Source organism: Pseudomonas sp. P116 (assembly GCF_020149425.1).
GTDB classification, from domain to species: Bacteria; Pseudomonadota; Gammaproteobacteria; order Pseudomonadales; family Pseudomonadaceae; genus Aquipseudomonas; species Aquipseudomonas anatoliensis.
In genome coordinates this window covers 529256-548656 of record NZ_JACVHB010000003.1, presented here as the reverse complement: position 1 = coordinate 548656, position 19401 = coordinate 529256, and the positions used below count along the sequence as shown (strand labels likewise).

Below are 19401 nucleotides of genomic sequence, written 5' to 3'. Positions count from 1 at the left end.
CCGGAGATTTTGACGTCTCACCAGCTCCCATAGGGAATCCCGAACTTTTCGATGTAGGTTTTGGATACATCGGTAAGAGGTCGATGTTTACCGCCGGATTTGCCTTCATAAGGGCCTTTCGGATTGATGGTTCCCTCTACGCGGGCAATCTCGACAGCCTTCAAGCAGGGCCCTCCCAACCAGACCTTGGCGATTCCGCCGGGCGCCAGACCAATACCGATGTCATCTCGGTAATCCGTGATCCACTTGCCATCAGCCCTGCAGAAGGCCTTCTCGGGTTTGCGCATGATTTCACGGGCTGATTCGGGAATTACAATGTAAGCCTCATAGGTTTGAGGTTCGGCAAGTGATTGCCAGCGCACGTAGATCAAACGGGGCAGGTCGGCGCCGTTGACTTCGCGACCAGCGCCACTACCGGGATTGTCCGGCCAGCCTGCGGGTGTGCCCGTGTTGTTGGTGGGGGTACTTACCGAAGCAATACCGGCTCCGGCACGACGGAACACCCGTTCACGGATATCCACGACATCGGCTGTTTCAATCCAGACCTCCATGTAGTCGGGCGCTCCAAAGCCAAGGAACCAGGATGGTTGTTTAGTCGATTGAGCATGAATTTGAGTGCAAACCGACAACAGCAGCCCGAAGAACAGGCGTACGTATTTTTTTATGCGAGGGCTCGGACTCCTTGGCGCGATGACCGGATTGTGGTTACCACGAGCCATAGGGAATCCCGAACTTTTCGATGTAGGATTTGGATTCTTCGTGTAGACCAGAGTATTCACCGCCCCCGCGCCTGCTGTTTGATCCCTTTGAGTGGACTATGCCTTTCACGCGTGTGATTTCAATGCCCGGAAGACATGGTCCGCGAACCCATACTTTGGCGATACCGCCGGGGGCTAGTCCCACTACCAGCCATTTTCGATATTGCGTTATGACCTTCCCGTCAAACGCGCAAAATATGTCCTCGCGTTTACGCATCTGCATTCGAGTGGACTCAGGAATCCTGATGACGACTTCGTAAGTTTGTGACTCAACAAGTGACTGCCAGCGGACATAAATGCGCTCGGGCAGATTCGCGCCTGAAGTAGGCCGCCCCTTTCCCCCTGGGTCCCCGGGCCATCCAGCAGGGCTGCCTTTGAATTCGTCGGGCGTTCCTTTTCTGAATGCGTTCGGATAGCTTTGTGCTGCGACGCTGCTGCCGATGTTACTGAATAGCCTGTTATCTATATCTACTGCCGCTGTAGCTTCAATCACGACATCCATATAGTCAGGAGAGAAAAGTTGTAACGTCCATGCGTCATAAGGAAGAGAGCGGTCAGCCGCTGAGGTACAGCTACTCAAAAATAGCGCAAGCGACAAAGTGCAAAGAAAGACGCCGTATTTCTCAAGCATTGGGATGCACCACACGAACAAAGTTTTCGGCTGGCCGATTGATGAACAGGATGTTCAGTTCGCTACCGTTCAACTCCTCTGTCGTGTTCCAGTTTGCTGAAAGATGGATGTAGCGTGCTAGGAGCAAGGCCTCCTCGTTCGGTGTCAATCCAATATGACCGCTGTGACCGAGTGAATAAGCCATCAATTTCCTCGCAATGGTGTGTAGTTCCCTTGGCAACGCATATCGGCTGTCTTCTTCGTCAATGACTTTGAATTGAACGCCATGCTTCGCACCCAACTCCCGCATAACTCGCAGATAAATCAATGACAGATCATTGCGGACTTCTCGCTCACAACTGATGACTGCGTGCACCTGTTTCCAACGGGCTCTGTCGCCCTTGGCATTGCGGGTGAATACTTTCTCCCAGGCGCGTATATGCAGTGGCAAGTCTTGGAGATTCAGCTGGTCCTGCAGGCGCCTGAGTTCATACTGCGTGACCTTATAAGCATCTGACTCATGATTGGGCAGGCGAACATCCTCTGCGCTTTGGCGTGGTTTGCTGAGCAAAACACGCTCGGTGATGCGGGGCACATACCCGCCACCCAGATCAGAATGCACCCCTGGTAATACGAGGTCGGCAGCATCGGCCTTGTTCAGCGAAAAATTATGGCGGCGCTCGTCCCGAGCTACGAGGTGCACGACTTTTTTGGCGATGTCTGGCGCGAGATAGAGGTTCACGTCGGGGTTTTCGGCGTCGTGGACGCTGAAATCGCCGGAGGATATTTTTGCGACGGCCGAAGCAGTGTCGAAGATGCCAATAAAGTTGATGGCAAGATTATCCGGGCTGAATCCCTCGACTAGCAGTGGGGTGCTCGCGAGTGCCTCCACCAAGATATTTTCCTCGATCTTCAGTACTTCGTTGGCAAAATGCCTTGCAGCCGCAGCGCCTCGACTAAAGCCGAAAATATCCAGCTCGATTCGAGCGGCTTTTCTTTCAGCATTTTTCTGATGAAAAAGCCGTAGCCGTTCCACGATGAGCGTTGGACTTTGCGCCACTCTTGCAAGAATGCCCTGTGCGCCCCCTCCAGTTGCTTTCGAGTACTTAGAATCTTCCGCGCCACTGCTAGTGCCGATACCTTCCACGTATACCGGTATGAATCCAATCAATTCATCACTTTCCAATCGGCGTTCACTGTCATCGCGATACAAGTCATAAAGCCTAGCCACATTGCTCATGTCGTTGCCATAACTGTTATCGGGTACTCCGCCCATACCGTCATAACCTTGGCTCATGCAGAACTTCTGGATCTCTTCTGCCTGCTCCGCCAATCCCACATCGCTTGCGTAGCAGCCAGCAGCCATTTCGCTGTTCAGTCGGTTATTCCCCGTGCCATCGAAAAACACGCCGATCCGCAAAGTAATGCCCCCCGGCGTTTCATCCTCCAGATCGACTTCTTCCTCCTCTTCTTCGAGTTCCTCCTCGATAAGTGCTTGTGTCGGTGCCGAGGCGGACACGGGCAATGCGCCCTCCAGTCCAGGCAGCAGCAAATGGCTGCCTGCGCTGTCGGCTGGCTGTCGGCCCGTTTCGATTTCGATGCTGCTGAAAATACCGCCAGCATCGATCACGATGTGATGACCGCCCGCTTTCAGCGTGATGCTGGCGCCGGCATCCAGCACGACATTGGCGCCGGCCTTGAGATGCACTTGCTGGCCGGCTTCGACGTCGAGGATCTTGCCGACGCTCGTGTGGCTGTTGCCGTTGATGGTTTCGCGGCGTTCATTGCCGACTTCCAGCTGAATGCTGTTGCCGACCTCCTGAACCATGTCGCGCTGCGCGCGCAAATAGATCAGCTCCTGGCCGGCGCGATCTTCGATCGCCAGTTCGTTGTAGCCGCCACTGTTGGGCGAACTGTGGCTGCGCAGCACGGTTCTGGTTTTGTGCTCGGGCAAGGAGTAAGGCGGCGAAGTGACTGTGTTGGCCACGCAACCGGTGATCAGCGGTTTGTCCGGATCGCCTTCCAGAAAGGTCACCACGACTTCCATGCCAATGCGCGGAATGGCCATCGCTCCAAAATGATCCCCGGCCCAACCGGTCGCCACGCGTACCCAGCAACTGCTGCGCTCACTGTTCAGTTCGGCGCGATCCCACGGCAGCTCAATCTTCACGCGCCCTGATTCATCACAGTAGATCTCCTCGCCTTGAGGCCCGGTGACTCGCGCGGTCTGTGCTACCAGCGGTGGACGACGCACCGGCAGCGGTGGGCGGAAAACCACCTCGGCGGGAATTGCGCTGAAGCGATTGCGATAACCCTGAGTGAAGCCGTCGGCGGGTTTGACGTCACTGGTGCCCGCCTCCTCGAGCACTTGTGGCTGTCGGCCGGTGTGGGAAACGCTGAGCAATAGCCACAAGTCGTTGCACTGTTTACGCGGGTGTTCGGTCAGGTCGAAAAGATAGCCGCAGCGCAGGCTCGGCTGATCGCTTACGCCCTCGGCCAATTCATAGTCGGCGCGAAGCCGCTCCAGCGTCTGTCGAACTCGTTTTTTGGCGCGCTTCTCGTTATTCAGCAGTAACGGGTAGCGGTAGTCTTCCAGCGTCGGCGTGAACTCCGCGGTGAAGCGACTTTCGAGCAGCAGGTTCGGGCGCTTCGAATCATAGTCACGGCGGGTGACCGCGCTGGTGCGGGTGCTGGTTCGCAGGCTGAGCCGGCTAACTACCGGATGCGCGGCGACCATGCCGGAATCTTGCTGATAGGGCGTGGCGCCGAGTTTGGGCAGGAACACCTGATCATCAGTGAACACCAGCATATGGCTGTCCGCCGAGTGCTGGTGATGCCAGGCAATGCCGTCCTCGGCGCATAACCTCTGGATGAATTCCAGATTATTTTCCGCGTACTGAACGCAGTACTCACGAGGCTCGCAGGTGCTGACATGGAAGGTAAACGCATCGGCTTGAATGCCGTGCCCATTGAGCACCTCTGCGATGATCTGCGGCACCGTAAGACTCTGAAAAATCCGCTGATCCTGACTGAACTGCAAATAGTGCAGCGCCGGCACCAGCGTCAGCTCATAGCGAGTCAGACGTTTACCGGACTCTGCCACCATCACATCTTCGATGCGCCCGTGAATGCCTTCGCCGTCGAGGCCGAATTGTAGAAACGCGGGTTGGCTGAGCAGGCTCTCAAGATCGAAATCCGGATGCTCGCTGACCAGTTCGATCCTGACGGAGTACAGCTGGCTGATGGCTTCGGTGCCGTTAAAGGCAAGCACCTTGAAGTCGTGCCGAATAGCGGGGATTAGCAGGGTGAATAGCGCGCAATTGCCTGCACTGAACATACGCTTGTCCTTAAGCAAGTGAGTCGATGCGCGGTGTCCGATCGTCCGTGATCGCCACGCAAAAAGAATTTGCCAAGCCAAGCTAGCAATGCAGGAAATAAATTGATGTAAGAAGTATCCCTGAGATTTGTCAGAGTATTCCGGGTGTGAAGTGGTTGGGTGGATTGACGGAAATGACTGTAGGAAAACACTTCGATAATTATTGAGTTAGCACGGTTGTGCAGTATTTGCGGAGACGTCATGTTGCAGAAATATCAATGCCATCAAATTGATGGCACTTTTTTAGTTGACCGTTGTCGCCGGTAAATTATTAATTGAAACCAGCGAATTTTCGGAAGAGTCCTACTTCTATTTTTTTCAAGAGTTGTCATGCTCACTGCCGTGAAACGGGACAGGCGTTCTGGTCGATGCGGTCGAGCATGGTCGGGCCGCTCTGGATCAGGGGTTCTGAGGGGGCGGGGCAAATGCACGTAATATAAGTCGGTGTCAGGGAATCCCTTGTCATATATAGGGCGATCTCCTACAAGCCCCAATCAACAGTTCGTCTTGTTGTTTAACCAGATGCTTGCTAGTGGCCATCATAGTGATTACGATGCGCCCACTTGAAAGAGCTCTCACTCAATTGGATGAGTTTCATCACTGCTCTTCGATACTGTCCCGCGCTGCCGCACCTCAAATTGGCGCCTGACTGTAATCCTTAATAAAGGCCATGGATGTCCTACTCAAGCAAACTTTCCGCCCATTACCTCGAACTCGCCAAAGTCTCTGTTTCCAAAGAGAATTTCGCGGGCGAAGACGTTCGTTTTTCGAGCGAATTCGAGGCGCTGGAAAGCGAGCTGGCCAAAGCCTCGTCGATGCACGAAAGCGGGCAGATCGACTGGCTGAAAATTCGCGAAAACAGCGAAAACCTTCTGCGTACCCAATCCAAGGATTTGCGTGTCGGCGCCTGGCTGACCTGGTCGCTTTACCAGCGTGAATCCTTCCCCGGGCTGCTGGCCGGCCTTGGCTTGCTGCACCACTTGTCGGAAAACAACTGGGCCGACGTTCACCCGCTCAAACCCCGCACACGTGCCGCTGCCATTGGCTGGCTGGTGCCGCGTCTTGAGCAGGTCATCACCGAAAACATTGCGATCAAAGAGCAGTTGCCGATGTTCCGGCAGCTCTCCGAGCACCTGTCCGGTCTCGAAGCCGCTTGCGCTGAACATCTGGGCGACGACTCGCCGCTGTTGCTGCCGATCTCCCGACGCCTGAAAACCATGATCCAGCGCGCCGCCGACAACCAGCCGGCCCCAGGTGTTGTGGGGGCGGCGGTGGCGCAGGTCAAGCAGGCGGCGAGTCAGCTGCTCACGCCCGGCGCGCCGATCGATAACGAAAGAGACGCCCACAAAGCGCTCCGCGCCCAGCAGGAAAGCGCCCGGCCGTTGTGCGCCTGGTGGCTCAAGCAGAAAGCCACCGACCTGCGCGCCCTGCGCCTGAACCGCACGCTGCTGTGGATGACCATCGACGCCGTGCCCGAGCGTAATGCCGAGCAGATCACCGTGTTGCGCGGTCTGCCGCTCGACAAGTTGAAGCTCTATCAGGATCGATTCGATCAGGGCAAATACGCAGACCTGCTGGTGGAACTGGAGGCGAGTCTGGCGAAGGCGCCGTTCTGGTTCGATGGCCAGAGGATGGTCTGGGAATGTCTCCAGAACCTCAACGCCGAGCTGGCCATGCGCGAAGTGGAAATCCACTTCGCGCTTTTGATTCAGCGCCTTCCCGGCATTGTCGAATTGCGTTACCACGACGGCGCGCCGTTTGCCGATCCGTCCACCCGGGCGTGGATTGCCGCCAACGTCATGCCGCACCTGCAAAGCGCCAGCGCGCCACGCAAGGTTGAAAGCGACAACGTCGAAACCCAGCCAGCCTGGGAAAAAGCCCTCGAAGAAGTCTTGCCGACTCTGCGCAAGGAAGGCCTCAAGCCTGCCGTGCAGATTCTCAAGCAAGGGCTGCAATCGGCCCACGGCGGGCGCGAGCGCTTCTTCTGGCAGTTCGCGCTCGCAAGGCTGTGCTTCATGGCCAAGAAATACGAGCTGGCCAAAAACCAGCTGGAAACCCTCGATCAGACATTACAGGACTCAGGCCTGCACGCCTGGGAGCCCGATCTTGCATTGGAAGTGCTGCACCTGCTGCACAGTTGCTGCGAGTTGTTACCGCAGAACCATGCAGTGCGTGAACGCAAGGAAGAGATTTATCGCAGGCTGTGCCACCTCGATCTCGAAGTGGTACTCGAATAGGCCCCAGGGCCACAACCGCAAGGAGAAAAGCCATGGCCAAAGAAGGCTCGGTAGCCCCCAAGGAACGCATCAACGTCACCTTCAAACCCGCCACCGGCGGTGCTCAGGAAGAGATTGAACTGCCGCTGAAACTGCTGGCAATCGGTGACTACACCCACCGCAAGGACGAGCGCAAGATCGAAGATCGCAAGCCGATCAGCATCGACAAGATGACCTTCGACGAAGTGCTGGCCAAGCAAGAGCTTAGCCTGACGATGAACGTGCCGAACCGTCTGCAGGAAGAAGGCAGCACTGAAGAGTTGGGCGTGCAACTGCGCGTCAATTCGATGAAGGACTTCAACCCGGCCAGCCTGGTCGAGCAAGTGCCTGAGCTGAAAAAGCTGATGGAACTGCGTGACGCGCTGGTGGCCCTCAAAGGCCCGCTGGGTAACGCACCTGCTTTCCGTAAAGCCATCGAAGGCGTGCTCGCCGACGACGAATCCCGCGGTCGCGTACTCGGTGAGCTGGGCCTGAACGCCGCAGCCACCGACGCCTGAACCCAGCAGCCAAGGAAGCCAACACAATGAGCACTAGCGCAGCACAAGAGAAAGGCGCCGCCAGCGGCGAGTACAGCATTCTCGACAGCATCATCGCCGAAACCCGCCTGACGCCGGACGACGAAGCCTACGACATCGCCAAACGCGGTGTGTCGGCGTTCATCGAAGAGCTGCTCAAGCCGCAGAACAACGGTGAGCCGGTCAAGAAAGCCATGGTTGACCGCATGATCGCCGAGATCGATGCCAAGCTCAGCCGTCAGATGGACGAAATCCTGCACCACCCGGACTTCCAGGCTCTGGAATCGTCGTGGCGTGGTCTGCAGTTGCTGGTAGACCGCACCAACTTCCGCGAAAACATCAAGATCGAAATCCTCAACGTCTCGAAAGAAGACCTGCTGGACGATTTCGAAGATTCGCCGGAAGTCATGCAGTCGGGCCTGTACAAGCACATCTACACCGCTGAATACGGCCAGTTCGGTGGTCAGCCGGTTGGCGCGATCATCGCCAACTACTACATGTCCCCAAGCTCGCCGGACGTGAAACTGATGCAGTACGTGTCCAGCGTAGCCTGCATGTCCCACGCGCCGTTCATCGCCGCTGCGGGTCCTAAGTTTTTCGGTCTGGAAAGCTTCACCGGCCTGCCGGATCTGAAAGATCTGAAAGACCACTTCGAAGGCCCGCAATTCGCCAAATGGCAGAGCTTCCGTACTTCGGAAGACTCCCGTTATGTTGGCCTGACCGTGCCGCGTTTCCTGCTGCGTAACCCGTACGACCCGGAAGAAAACCCGGTCAAATCGTTCGTGTACAAGGAAACCGTTGCCAACAGCCACGAGCACTACCTGTGGGGCAACACCGCTTACGCGTTCGGCACCAAGCTGACCGACAGCTTCGCCAAATTCCGCTGGTGCCCGAACATCATCGGCCCTCAGAGCGGTGGTGCTGTTGAAGACCTGCCGTTGCACCATTTCGAAAGCATGGGCGAAATCGAAACCAAGATCCCTACTGAGGTTCTGGTTTCCGACCGTCGTGAATACGAACTGGCCGAGGAAGGCTTCATCTCCCTGACCATGCGTAAAGGCTCCGACAACGCGGCGTTCTTCTCCGCAAGCTCGGTGCAGAAGCCGAAGTTCTTCGGCATCAGCGCAGAAGGCAAGGCGGCAGAGCTGAACTACAAGCTCGGCACCCAACTGCCGTACATGATGATCGTCAACCGCCTGGCTCACTACTTGAAAGTGCTGCAGCGCGAGCAACTCGGTTCGTGGAAAGAACGTACCGACCTCGAGCTGGAACTCAACAAGTGGATCCGTCAGTACGTTGCCGACCAGGAAAACCCAAGCGCCGAAGTACGTGGCCGTCGTCCGCTGCGCGCTGCGCAAATCATCGTCAGCGACGTTGAAGGCGAGCCAGGCTGGTACCGCGTGAGCTTGAACGTGCGTCCGCACTTCAAGTACATGGGTGCCGATTTCACCCTGTCGCTGGTTGGCAAGCTGGACAAAGAGTAAGAGCGACTCATGGACGGATACGGCAGCCTTTTCGAACGTCTCAATGGCGACGCGGAAAAACGCAAGGGCAGGAGCCTCGAGGTTTCTGCCATGGCGTCAGTCGCTGCCCATCTGGCCAAAATGCTCAGCACCCGGGCCGGCAGCGTGCAAACGCTGTCCGACTACGGGTTGCCCGATCTCAATGACATGCGTCTGAGCCTGCACGACTCCCTGAGTCAGGCCCGTCTGGCCATCGAAACCTTCATCGAAGCCTACGAGCCACGCCTGAGCAACGTGCGTGTCATTTCCCTGCCGCGTGACCACGATCAGCTTCGCCTGTCCTTCAGTATCGAAGGGCTGCTGGAAGTTGAAGGGTTCAAGCGTCAGGTCAGTTTTTCCGCGCGCCTGGATGGCAGCGGGCAAGTGAAGGTGAATTAGGATCATGCGAGGGAGCGCCGTACACCGGGGTAAGCTGGCAACGTTGGGGCGTAGCGCGTTGCTATTTCTGGCTCTAACCGCTACTGCCCTGATTTCAGTCGCCTGCTACGTGAAAACGACGGCAGCACGGCTGGCTGACGAGTACTCGATTGTCTGGAATGACAATGGTACGTGCTCCATCCGCTCCTACATTCCGCAGTACTCAGCCTTCGGCATACCGGGAAAGCTTTTCAAGCTATTCGCCAGCGAAGCCTTTTTCCGCGTTTATGCAAAAGACGGCACGCTGCTTAAGTCGTCCGAATGGCTGCTCTGGCAGAACGAGTTCACTACCGATGAACGTGCGCAGTGGGTATCCGGCCATGCGATTTATCCGACAGCGGCTGGTTACGAGGGCTGGAATATTCCAGCGTGTGGTCAAGAAATGAACAGCCACCAAGCCAAGGTCAATTAAGGAGATCCCCGATGTCTGGCAAACCCGCAGCACGCGTATCCGACCCCACCGCTTGCCCACTTCCAGGCCACGGTACCAACCCGATCGCCGCCGGTTCCGGCGACGTGTTCTTCGACGGCCTCGCGGCCGCCCGCCAGGGCGATGCCTCGGCGTGTGGTGGTGCGATGTCGGGAGGTTTGGCGACCACTGTGTTGATCAACGGCAAACCTGCCGCGACGGTTGATTCGGTGGGTACGCATGGCAACAAGGTTACGGCTGGATCGGGGACGGTGATTATCGGGAATTCGCATTCGCCGGCGCCGTTTGTGCCGCCGTTGCCGGTGGAGATTCAGTGGCCGTTTAACGAGCATTTTGTAATCAATTGCGAAGAAACAGGCAAACCCCTTGCGGGGGTGGAATACACACTTAAAACTTCCTCGGGGAAGATCATAAACGGCGTGACAGGTGCGGACGGGAAAACTCAAAAAGTATTTTCAGCCACCGCAGAAGCCGTTGAATTGATCATTGAACCTCAGAGCAGAGTTGTGCTTGCTTAGTTTTGTTGGTTTTGAGATTCAGCAAAGTTTGATTGCTGGAAAATATATCAAAGGGATATAGAGATGGCAGCGAAGACAGTGGCAACCACCATGACTCCGGCGAGCAATAAAACCGGTCAGACTGCTACTGCGCGCCAGTTCAAGATTACTGATATCCCGGCCACGATGAAAAAAATAAACTGGCCTGTTGCCGCTGCTTTGATGAGCCATTGGTTCAATGGTAAACCATGGGCGACAAAAGATGGTGGAATGGATGATGTCGTAAAAAGGCACGACGCATTTGCTCCGGCAAATTACATCGAAGAGTCCATCGTTAAAATGAATTGGGTGCTTGGGTTTGAGCGAGCAAATGCAGCATTCAAACACTTGAAAGCAAACTGGAACAGTCCTCCTGGGATCAATCTGATAAAGAAGAGATTGCGAGATAATTTTTCCAATAGCGTTCCCGGCTGTTATCCAGTGGCTTTTAATGGCGTGGCCAGTGCTGCTGAGAAATTTGGTTACTCCAATAATAAAGTTGTCGAGTTCGAACAGGCTGGTGCTGATGAAGTTAACGAGCTTCGCGCTGCGCTTGCAAATTTCAATATGCGCGTGATTGCCGAAGGCTCGGTAGTCGTAACAGGCAAAAGTATTGTTTTTACGCCATCGCAAATCGGTTTTTATATTGAAGATGCTTATGACTTCAATGATGGTATTGCTCTTTTTAGTCAAATTCTAGGTTACTGGAATTTTGATAAATTGGTCACTGATCCTGTGGAAGGCGCTAAAACAAACGCGAAGCTGGCTGCCGAAATGACTTCTTTGATGGCTGAGTCCACGTATAAGCAGGTCAAGGGAGAACAAAGCCCTCAGCAAAAGGACGAAGCCGTGCGGCGATATAGAGAGCTGGAAGGCAAGCATTATATGCTCGTACAAAATAGCGATTTTCGAGATTATCGGGATCAGAATAAAAAAGGGGGGGGCTTTCGCGTTTATTCGGACATTTTGTACGAGAGCGTATCCGTGGCTCCTATTGAGGAAATCTCTAAATGAGTTCATGGAATAAGTTTTTTATGAGTTTGGCTGCGCTATTGGTCAGCTTGTTCATCGTTGTCGCTTTTATTATAAATGGTGTTTTGAATCGTGCACCTGATGTCTCAAAAAAGAGTCCGTCCGGACAGTATCTTATAGAGTCAATTCCGGCGAGTTCCCTTTTGACTCCGCGAGATTCGGTGTATTTGCGTTTTACGGATTTGAATAATCCTGATCGTGCATATCGAACCCCTTTGTTTTCTGATGTTTCATTGGATATGAATGCCGATGAGGATGACGAAGTTGTCGGAGTTGTTTTCATCGAGCTGGATAAAAAAAGCAAGGAGTTCACGCTGGCGCTATCTAATCCGAGAAAGCACTGGTTGGATTTTTTTATCAGTAATACGCCCTACAAGGTTCTGGAAAATTGATGTTCTGGGCCGGGAAACAGGGTGGTTTTGGTTCGTGGTATGGGAATCTGGGGCTTGCATGAGTAACTACGCACGTCTTGGCCTATGCCTGTTAATCCACGCCCTCGGATGCGTGGCTTACGCGTTTTTGAATGACGCGGTTGTGCATGCTTACAAGCTTTTTAACGGCGGATTCACCTCCCGCGGTGTCGCCATCGGCATGGCGAGTTACGCACTGTTTTACATTTTTCTGGGCGTCAACTTGATCGTTGCGCTGATTCCAAGTCTGGTCGCCAAGCTAGTCATCCTTGGTCTGATGGTGGGCTTCATTCTGCTATGGATGCTGCCGGACAACCCGTTGAGAGCCCTGTTTTACGGCGTTGCACAAGGTTGCGTCACGTTGCTGGCAATTCTCACCACTCAAGTCATCGAGTTGCGTTGGGTTTTGCGAAACGTATCGGATCGAATCCCGCCAAGTCAGCCTGCAGGTGCAATCCAATGATCAGGTCGGACATCGAGCGTAATCCACAGGACAGTTTTTCCATGAGTTCCACTACCAGGCAGGTAACCCGTGTCCTTTAACCACTACTACCAAAGCGAACTCACTGCACTGCGCCAACTCGGTCGCCGTTTCGCCGAGCGTAGTCCGGCGTTGGCGCCGTTTCTGGGCCAGGCCGGGCGGGATCCGGATGTGGAGCGGTTGCTGGAAGGCTTTGCTTTTCTGACCGGGCGTCTGCGCCAGAAGCTCGATGACGAGTTGCCGGAACTCAGCCATTCGCTGATGCAACTGCTGTGGCCGAACTACATGCGGCCGCTGCCGGCGTTCAGCATTTTGCAGTTCGATCCGCTCAAGCGTTCCGGCCCGGCGCTGGTGGTCGCGCGCGATACGCCGGTGGAAAGCAAACCGATCGAAGACGTGCGTTGCCGCTTCCGTACCTGCTACCCGACTGAGGTGCTGCCGCTGGATCTGGCCGCGCTGAATTACTCGGTGAAGGGCGACGGTTCGCTGCTCAGCCTGCGTCTGGAAATGAGCGCCGACGGCCACCTCGGCGAACTGGAACTGAGCAAGCTGCGCCTGCACTTTGCCGGTGAGCGCTACATCAGCCAGATGCTGTATTTGAGCCTGCTGCGCAACCTCGAAGGCATCGAGCTGATCCCGCTCGACGGCGCCGGCAAGCCGATTGATGGCGTCAGCGGCAAACCGATGGCGTTCAAGATTCCCGGTGATCGCGTCAAACCAGTGGGCTTTGCCGAAGAAGAAGCGTTGATCCCCTATCCGCTGAACACCTTCCGTGGTTATCGCTACCTGCAGGAATACTTCGCCTTCCAGGACAAATTCCTGTTCGTCGACGTCAACGGTCTGGACATTCTCAAGGCGCTGCCCGAAGACACCCTCAAGCAGATGCGCGGCCTGGAATTGCGTTTCGACATTCGCAAGAGCGGCATCATGCGCATGCGGCCGACGCTGGATAACGTGAAGCTGTTCTGCACGCCGATCGTCAATCTGTTCGAGCACGACGCGCTGCCAATCCGCCTCGACGGCAAACAGGACGAATACCTGCTGCTGCCGGCGGAATACGATCTGGAAAACTGCGGCGTGTTCTCGGTGGAAACCGTGACGGGATGGAAGCCCGGCGGCCTCGGCTATCAGGAGTACGTGCCGTTCGAATCCTTCGAGCACGACCCGAGTTTCGACGTGCCCAACAGCCGTCCGCATTACAGTATCCGTCAGCGTTCGTCACTGCTGCACGATGGCCTCGACACTTACCTGAGCTTCGGCATCCGCCACACCGAAGCTCACGAAACGCTGTCGATCGAGCTGATGTGCACTAACCAGAACCTGCCGAAGAAGCTCAAGCTCGGCGACATCTGCATGGCCTGCGAAGAGACGCCGGAGTTTTTGAGCTTCCGCAACATCACCCCGGCCACCCCAAGCTTCGCGCCGCCGCTGAATCGTGACTTCCTGTGGAAGCTGATCAGCAACATGTCGCTTAACTATCTGTCGCTGGCCGACGTCAATGCGTTGAAGGTGATTCTGGAAACCTACGACCTGCCGCGCTACTACGACCAGCACGCGGAGAAAGTCAGCAAGCGCCTGCTCGGCGGCCTCAAACATATCAAGCACCACCACGTCGATCGGCTGCACCGTGGCCTGCCGGTGCGCGGTTTGCGCACCGAACTGACCATCGATCCGGAAGGGTATATCGGCGAAGGCGACCTGTTCGTTTTCGCTTCGGTTCTTAACGAGTTTTTCGCGCTTTACGCCAGTCTCAATTCATTCCATGAGCTGCGGGTAAAAAGCACACAGGGAGAGGTGTACCAATGGACACCACGTATGGGCCTTCAGCCCCTGCTTTAAGCGGGCTGACCCGGGTAATACGCGAGTACTCGCTGTTTCAGGCCGTGCTGCTGGTGATCGACCGGCTGCGCGAGGCACACCCGCACCTGAGCGAAGACGATCTGTACGATCAGGTCGAGTTTCAGGCCAACCCGAGCCTCGGATTTCCGCGTAGCGATGTCGATCGCGTGGAGTTTTTCGAAGAGCACGGGCAGATGCGCGCGCGCGTGCGTTTCAACCTGATCGGCCTGGTCGGTTCCGGTTCACCGCTGCCGGCGTTCTACGGCGAACAAGCCTTGGGCGACAGCGAAGACGGCAACCCGACGCGCAATTTCCTCGACCTGTTCCACCATCGTCTGCAACGGCTGATGCTGCCGATCTGGCGCAAGTACCGCTATCGCGCGAGTTTCCAGAGCGGGGCGATTGACCCGTTTTCATCGCAGCTGTTCGCACTGATCGGCCTGGGTGGCGACGAGATCCGCAAGGCCAAGGAACTCAACTGGAAACGCCTGCTGCCGTACCTCGGCCTGCTCAGTTTGCGGGCGCACTCGGCGGCGTTGATCGAGGCCGTGCTGCGTTACTACTTCAAGCACGAAGACCTGGTCATCGAGCAGTGCATCGAGCGCCGCGTGGAAATTCTCGACGAGCAGCGCAATCGTTTGGGCCGCGACAACAGCGTGCTTGGCGAGGACCTGGTGCTCGGTGAGCGCGTGCGCGACCGCAGCGGCAAATTCCGCATTCACATCACCCAACTCGACTGGCAGCGATTCCACGAATTCCTGCCGATCGGTTTTGGTTACCAGCCGCTCTGCGCGCTGGTGCGGTTCACCCTGCGTGACCCGCTCGATTACGACATTCGCCTGGTCCTGCGCCAGGAAGAAATCCGCGAACTGCGCATCGGTGAGCAGAACGCCTGTCGCCTCGGCTGGACCAGTTGGCTGGGCCGCGAGAAGGCGGACGGCGTGGTGACCCTGGGCAGCAAAATTCATTAAGGACGTGAGCCATGATCAACGTAGACCTGCAACAACTCATTCAGGCGCTGGACGCCGAAACCCGTCGTGATCTGGAGCGTTCGGCTGAGCGCTGTGTAGCCCGTGGCGGCAGCAAGATCCTCGTCGAAGACATGATGCTCGGCCTGCTGGAGCGTCCGAACGGCTTACTCGCACGCGCGTTGCAGGACGCCGATGTCGATGCCGGTGAACTCAGCGCCGCGCTGCAATCGCGGGTCGAGCACAGCGCTTCGCGCAACCCGGTGTTCGCCCCGGAACTGGTGCAATGGCTGCAAGACGCACTGCTGGTGGCCAACCTCGAACTGGGCCAGACCCAGGTCGAAGACGCCGCGCTGATCCTCGCTTTGCTGCGCAACCCGATGCGTTATGCCGGCAGCCGTTATCAGCCGCTGCTCGCCAAGCTGAACATCGATCGCCTGAAAGAATTTGCCCTGTCGCAAAAGGAGCAACCGGCGGCCAACGGTAAACCTGCCGCGCAGGGCGAATCGCTGTTGCAGCGCTTCACTCACAACCTGACTCAACAGGCCCGCGACGGCAAACTCGACCCGGTGCTGTGCCGCGATGGCGCGATCCGCCAGATGGTCGACATCCTTGCCCGTCGCCGCAAGAACAACCCGATTGTGGTCGGTGAGGCCGGTGTCGGTAAAACCGCCATCGTCGAAGGTCTGGCTTCGCGCATCGCTGCCGGTGAAGTGCCGCAAGTGCTCAAAGGCGTTGAACTGCTGTCGCTGGACATGGGCCTGTTGCAGGCCGGCGCCAGCGTCAAAGGTGAATTCGAGCGTCGTCTCAAAGGCGTGATCGACGAAGTCAAAGCTTCGCCAAAACCGATCATTCTGTTCATCGACGAAGCCCACACCCTGATCGGCGCGGGCGGCAATGCCGGTGGTTCCGATGCAGCCAACCTGCTGAAACCTGCACTGGCCCGTGGCGAACTGCGCACCATCGCCGCCACCACTTGGGCCGAGTACAAGAAATACTTCGAGAAAGACCCGGCGCTGGCCCGTCGTTTCCAGCCAGTTCAACTGCATGAACCAACCGTCAGCGAAGCGGTGACCATTCTCCGTGGCCTGGCCCAGGTCTACGAGAAGAGCCACGGCATTTATCTGCGTGACGACGCGGTGGTGTCGGCGGCTGAATTGTCCGCGCGTTACCTGGCGGGTCGGCAACTGCCGGACAAAGCCGTCGATGTCCTCGACACCGCTTGCGCCCGCGTACGCATCAGCCTCGCCGCCGCCCCGGAAAGCCTTGAGCGTCTGCGTGGCGAACTGGCCGAAGGTGGTCGTCAGCGTCAGGCCTTGCGCCGCGATGCCGAGGCCGGTCTGCTGATCGACCACGAAGCGCTGGATGCACTGGAAGCGCGACTGGAAGAAGCCGAAGACGAAATGGTCGCGCTGGAAGCCCTGTGGACTGAACAGAAGGCACTGGCCGAGCGCTTGCTGGACCTGCGTCAGCAACTGGCCAAGGCGCGCGAAGCCGCTGCGGTCGAGCCGACCGTATCGGTTGAGGAAGACGCCGAAGGCACCGTCATCGAAACCCTGGCCGCTGAAGTCGAGGAAGGTCAAAGCGTCGCAGCGCTGGAAGCCCAACTCAACGAAACCCACAGCGCACTCACCGCCGCCCAGGTCAAAGAACGTCTGGTCAGCTTCGAAGTCTGCCCGCGTCTGGTCGCCGAAGTGATCAGCGCCTGGACCGGCGTGCCACTGGCGCAACTGGCCCGTGAGCACAACGCCAAGGTCGCCAGTTTCGCCACCGACCTGCGCACGCGCATCCGTGGTCAGGAGCAAGCCGTGCACGCACTGGATCGCTCGATGCGCGCCACAGCTGCCGGCCTGAACAAGCCTGACGCGCCGGTCGGTGTGTTCCTGCTGGTCGGCCCGAGCGGCGTCGGTAAAACCGAAACCGCGCTGGCCCTCGCTGACCTGCTGTACGGCGGCGACCGTTTTATTACCACCATCAACATGTCCGAGTTCCAGGAGAAACACACCGTTTCTCGCCTGATCGGTGCACCACCGGGCTACGTCGGTTACGGCGAGGGCGGCATGCTCACCGAAGCCGTGCGCCAGAAACCGTACTCGGTGGTGCTGCTCGATGAAGTCGAGAAGGCTGATCCGGACGTGCTTAACCTGTTCTACCAAATCTTCGACAAAGGCGTGGCCAACGACGGCGAAGGTCGCGAGATCGACTTCCGCAACACGTTGATCCTGATGACCTCGAACCTGGGCAGCGATCGCATCAGCGACCTCTGCGAAGGTGGCGCGCGGCCGACCGCCGAAGTGCTCGAAGAGACGATTCGCCCGGTACTCAGCAAACATTTCAAACCCGCCCTGCTGGCGCGGATGAAAGTGGTGCCTTACTACCCAGTCGGCGGCCCGGTATTGCGCGAGCTGATCGAGATCAAACTCGGTCGTCTCGGCGAGCGCCTGAACCGTCGTCAGCTGGATTTCAGCTGGTGCCAGAACCTCGTCGATCATCTGTCCGAGCGCTGCACGCAAAGCGACAGCGGCGCGCGTCTGATCGATCATCTGCTCGATCAGCATGTGCTGCCGCTGGTAGCCGATCGCTTGCTCGATGCCATGGCCACGGGTGAAAGCCTCAAGCGCGTGCATGCCACGCTCGACGGCAACGCCAGCGTGACGTGCGAGTTCGCCTGAGGTGGGCGTGATGTTCACTCAAGTGCCGCAGCCGCTGGCTTACGCCGAAGCGTTGCTGGCGCAGTTTGCCAGCCTGTCGCGGGCGGCGGACGGTGCTGCGCTGCTGGGTGACTTTGTGCGCGGGTTGGCCGAGTTGAGCGGTTGCGAACTGACGCAGCTGTATCTGCTCGATGCCACCCACACCTGCCTTGGGATGAACGCCGAATACCTCGACGGCGCGCTGCAACCGCGCCAGGCGGCGAGTCTGCCGGCGGATTACAACGGTGAGCAATTGCTGCAATTCGCCCTGTGCCAGAACCGCGTGGTGTGCCTCGACGACCTTAGCGCCAGCCTGCACGAAACCAGTTTTCTGCCGGCCGCGTCTTCGCCGTGGCAATCACTGTTGTGCGTGCCGCTGGTCAATCAGCATAAGGCTGTGGAAGGTTTGCTGTTGTGTGCCAGCCGTCGCCGCGCCGACCTGCAGGGCTTTGCCGATTCGCTCGGCCAGCTCGGTTCGTTCGTGCTCGGCCAATTGCACTTGCTGCAACGCCTGCGCCAGCCTCTGGATGTTCAGGCGCCAGCGGTACGCAGCGTGCCGAGCATCAGCGGTTACGGGCTAATCGGTAAAAGCGCGGCGATTCGCCAGACCTATTCGCTGATCAGCAAAGTGCTGCACAGCCCGTACACCGTGCTGTTGCGGGGCGAGACCGGCACCGGCAAGGAAGTGGTCGCGCGGGCGATTCACGATTGCGGGCCGCGTCGTTCCCAGGCGTTCATCGTGCAGAACTGCGCGGCGTTCCCCGAGAACCTGCTGGAAAGCGAGCTGTTCGGCTATCGCAAAGGCGCGTTCACAGGCGCCGACCGCGACCGCGCCGGGCTGTTCGATGCGGCCAACGGTGGCACGCTGTTGCTCGACGAAATCGGTGACATGCCGCTGTCGCTCCAGGCGAAAATCTTGCGCGTGTTGCAGGAGGGCGAGATCCGCCCGCTGGGTTCCAACGACACGCACAAGATTGACGTGCGCATCATCGCCGCCACGCACCGCGATTTGTCGGTGCTGGTCAGCGAAGGGAAATTCCGCGAGGACTTGTATTACCGCCTCGCGCAATTCCCCATCGAACTGCCGGCCCTGCGTCAGCGCGAAGGCGACATCCTCGATCTGGCCCGGCACTTCGCCGAGAAGACCTGCAGATTCCTGCAACGTGATCCGGTGCGCTGGTCGGAACCGGCGCTGGAACATTTGTCCGGTTACACCTTCCCCGGCAACGTTCGCGAACTCAAGGCATTGGTCGAGCGCGCGGTGTTGTTGTGCGAGGGCGGTGAGTTACTGGCCGAGCATTTCTCCCTGCGTATGGAGCCGATGCCCGAAGACAACAGTGGCTTGAATCTGCGCGAGCGCATGGAGCGGGTCGAACGCACATTGCTGCTCGATTGCCTGCGCAAGAACGACGGCAATCAGACCCTCGCCGCCCGCGAATTGGGCCTGCCACGCCGCACCCTGCTGTACCGCCTCGGGCGGTTGAACATCAATCTGGGAGATTTCGATGGGTAGGCAAAGATCATCGTTTTCTCCTCGAAA

Annotated in this window: 16 protein-coding genes; 13 read left to right on the top strand and 3 right to left on the bottom strand. The window is 57.5% G+C overall.

Annotation, left to right across the window (positions count from 1 at the left end; all coding sequences use genetic code 11):
- Positions 1–17: 17 nt before the first annotated feature.
- From ICA15_RS12955 to tssI, 3 genes are read right to left on the bottom strand one after another with little or no spacing between them, the layout of a single operon-like run.
- A complete protein-coding gene (locus tag ICA15_RS12955) occupies positions 18–719 on the bottom strand; it encodes a DUF2931 family protein (protein ID WP_210553333.1) in 702 nt (233 codons plus the stop codon).
- Positions 706–1389, bottom strand: coding sequence for a DUF2931 family protein (locus ICA15_RS12950; RefSeq protein WP_210553334.1), 684 nt, complete (start codon positions 1387–1389; stop codon positions 706–708). The genes ICA15_RS12955 and ICA15_RS12950 overlap by 14 nt, the downstream gene beginning before the upstream one ends.
- Positions 1382–4705 (bottom strand): type VI secretion system tip protein TssI/VgrG, encoded by a 3324-nt coding sequence (gene tssI / locus ICA15_RS12945; RefSeq protein ID WP_210553335.1) that lies wholly within the window; start codon positions 4703–4705, stop codon positions 1382–1384. The genes ICA15_RS12950 and tssI overlap by 8 nt, the downstream gene beginning before the upstream one ends.
- A 713-nt stretch (positions 4706–5418) precedes the next feature.
- On the opposite strand from tssI, the gene tssA reads away from it, so the two are divergent.
- From tssA to ICA15_RS12880, 13 genes are all read left to right on the top strand, one after another.
- Positions 5419–6981, top strand: coding sequence for a type VI secretion system protein TssA (gene tssA, locus ICA15_RS12940; protein ID WP_042561806.1), 1563 nt, complete (start codon positions 5419–5421; stop codon positions 6979–6981).
- A 32-nt stretch (positions 6982–7013) separates the two neighbouring features.
- Positions 7014–7517, top strand: coding sequence for a type VI secretion system contractile sheath small subunit (gene tssB, locus ICA15_RS12935; protein ID WP_042561805.1), 504 nt, complete (start codon positions 7014–7016; stop codon positions 7515–7517).
- A gap of 26 nt (positions 7518–7543) precedes the next feature.
- Positions 7544–9019 carry a type VI secretion system contractile sheath large subunit gene (gene tssC / locus ICA15_RS12930; RefSeq protein ID WP_042561804.1) on the top strand — a complete coding sequence of 492 codons (1476 nt, stop codon included), beginning with the start codon at positions 7544–7546 and terminating at the stop codon, positions 9017–9019.
- Positions 9020–9028: 9 nt separating this feature from the next.
- Positions 9029–9436, top strand: a complete 408-nt coding sequence (tssE, locus tag ICA15_RS12925) for a type VI secretion system baseplate subunit TssE (protein ID WP_150593418.1) — start codon at positions 9029–9031, stop codon at positions 9434–9436.
- A 58-nt stretch (positions 9437–9494) separates the two neighbouring features.
- Entirely contained in the window at positions 9495–9887 is a 393-nt protein-coding gene (locus ICA15_RS12920) for a hypothetical protein (RefSeq protein WP_224450878.1), read from the top strand.
- 11 nt (positions 9888–9898) lie between these two features.
- Positions 9899–10423: a PAAR domain-containing protein gene (locus ICA15_RS12915; RefSeq protein ID WP_210553336.1), complete on the top strand. Its 525-nt coding sequence runs from the start codon at positions 9899–9901 to the stop codon at positions 10421–10423.
- Between the two features lie 63 nt (positions 10424–10486).
- The gene (locus ICA15_RS12910) at positions 10487–11455 is read left to right on the top strand and encodes a DUF6402 family protein (RefSeq protein ID WP_210553337.1); all 969 of its coding nucleotides are present in this window, start codon (positions 10487–10489) and stop codon (positions 11453–11455) included.
- Complete coding sequence (locus tag ICA15_RS12905; RefSeq protein WP_210553338.1) at positions 11452–11865, top strand: hypothetical protein; 414 nt, start codon at positions 11452–11454, stop codon at positions 11863–11865. Before ICA15_RS12910 ends, ICA15_RS12905 begins: the two co-directional genes overlap by 4 nt.
- 58 nt (positions 11866–11923) lie before the next feature.
- On the top strand, positions 11924–12346 hold the full coding sequence (locus tag ICA15_RS12900; RefSeq protein ID WP_210553339.1) for a hypothetical protein: 423 nt from the start codon (positions 11924–11926) through the stop codon (positions 12344–12346).
- Positions 12347–12415: 69 nt separating this feature from the next.
- A complete protein-coding gene (gene tssF / locus ICA15_RS12895) occupies positions 12416–14203 on the top strand; it encodes a type VI secretion system baseplate subunit TssF (RefSeq protein WP_210553340.1) in 1788 nt (595 codons plus the stop codon).
- Positions 14167–15174 (top strand): type VI secretion system baseplate subunit TssG, encoded by a 1008-nt coding sequence (gene tssG, locus ICA15_RS12890; protein WP_042561791.1) that lies wholly within the window; start codon positions 14167–14169, stop codon positions 15172–15174. Before tssF ends, tssG begins: the two co-directional genes overlap by 37 nt.
- Before the next feature lie 11 nt (positions 15175–15185).
- Complete coding sequence (gene tssH, locus ICA15_RS12885; RefSeq protein WP_150604659.1) at positions 15186–17843, top strand: type VI secretion system ATPase TssH; 2658 nt, start codon at positions 15186–15188, stop codon at positions 17841–17843.
- Positions 17844–17853: 10 nt separating this feature from the next.
- Positions 17854–19374 carry a sigma-54 interaction domain-containing protein gene (locus ICA15_RS12880; RefSeq protein WP_210553341.1) on the top strand — a complete coding sequence of 507 codons (1521 nt, stop codon included), beginning with the start codon at positions 17854–17856 and terminating at the stop codon, positions 19372–19374.
- The last annotated feature ends 27 nt before the right edge of the window (positions 19375–19401 follow it).

Coding starts and splice junctions, on each gene's coding strand:
- ICA15_RS12955 (WP_210553333.1), bottom strand. CDS start 719: ATGGCTCGTGGTAACCACAATCCGGTCATCGCGCCAAGGAGTCCGAGC.
- ICA15_RS12950 (WP_210553334.1), bottom strand. CDS start 1,389: ATGCTTGAGAAATACGGCGTCTTTCTTTGCACTTTGTCGCTTGCGCTA.
- tssI (WP_210553335.1), bottom strand. CDS start 4,705: ATGTTCAGTGCAGGCAATTGCGCGCTATTCACCCTGCTAATCCCCGCT.
- tssA (WP_042561806.1), top strand. CDS start 5,419: ATGTCCTACTCAAGCAAACTTTCCGCCCATTACCTCGAACTCGCCAAA.
- tssB (WP_042561805.1), top strand. CDS start 7,014: ATGGCCAAAGAAGGCTCGGTAGCCCCCAAGGAACGCATCAACGTCACC.
- tssC (WP_042561804.1), top strand. CDS start 7,544: ATGAGCACTAGCGCAGCACAAGAGAAAGGCGCCGCCAGCGGCGAGTAC.
- tssE (WP_150593418.1), top strand. CDS start 9,029: ATGGACGGATACGGCAGCCTTTTCGAACGTCTCAATGGCGACGCGGAA.
- ICA15_RS12915 (WP_210553336.1), top strand. CDS start 9,899: ATGTCTGGCAAACCCGCAGCACGCGTATCCGACCCCACCGCTTGCCCA.
- ICA15_RS12910 (WP_210553337.1), top strand. CDS start 10,487: ATGGCAGCGAAGACAGTGGCAACCACCATGACTCCGGCGAGCAATAAA.
- ICA15_RS12905 (WP_210553338.1), top strand. CDS start 11,452: ATGAGTTCATGGAATAAGTTTTTTATGAGTTTGGCTGCGCTATTGGTC.
- ICA15_RS12900 (WP_210553339.1), top strand. CDS start 11,924: ATGAGTAACTACGCACGTCTTGGCCTATGCCTGTTAATCCACGCCCTC.
- tssG (WP_042561791.1), top strand. CDS start 14,167: ATGGACACCACGTATGGGCCTTCAGCCCCTGCTTTAAGCGGGCTGACC.
- tssH (WP_150604659.1), top strand. CDS start 15,186: ATGATCAACGTAGACCTGCAACAACTCATTCAGGCGCTGGACGCCGAA.
- ICA15_RS12880 (WP_210553341.1), top strand. CDS start 17,854: ATGTTCACTCAAGTGCCGCAGCCGCTGGCTTACGCCGAAGCGTTGCTG.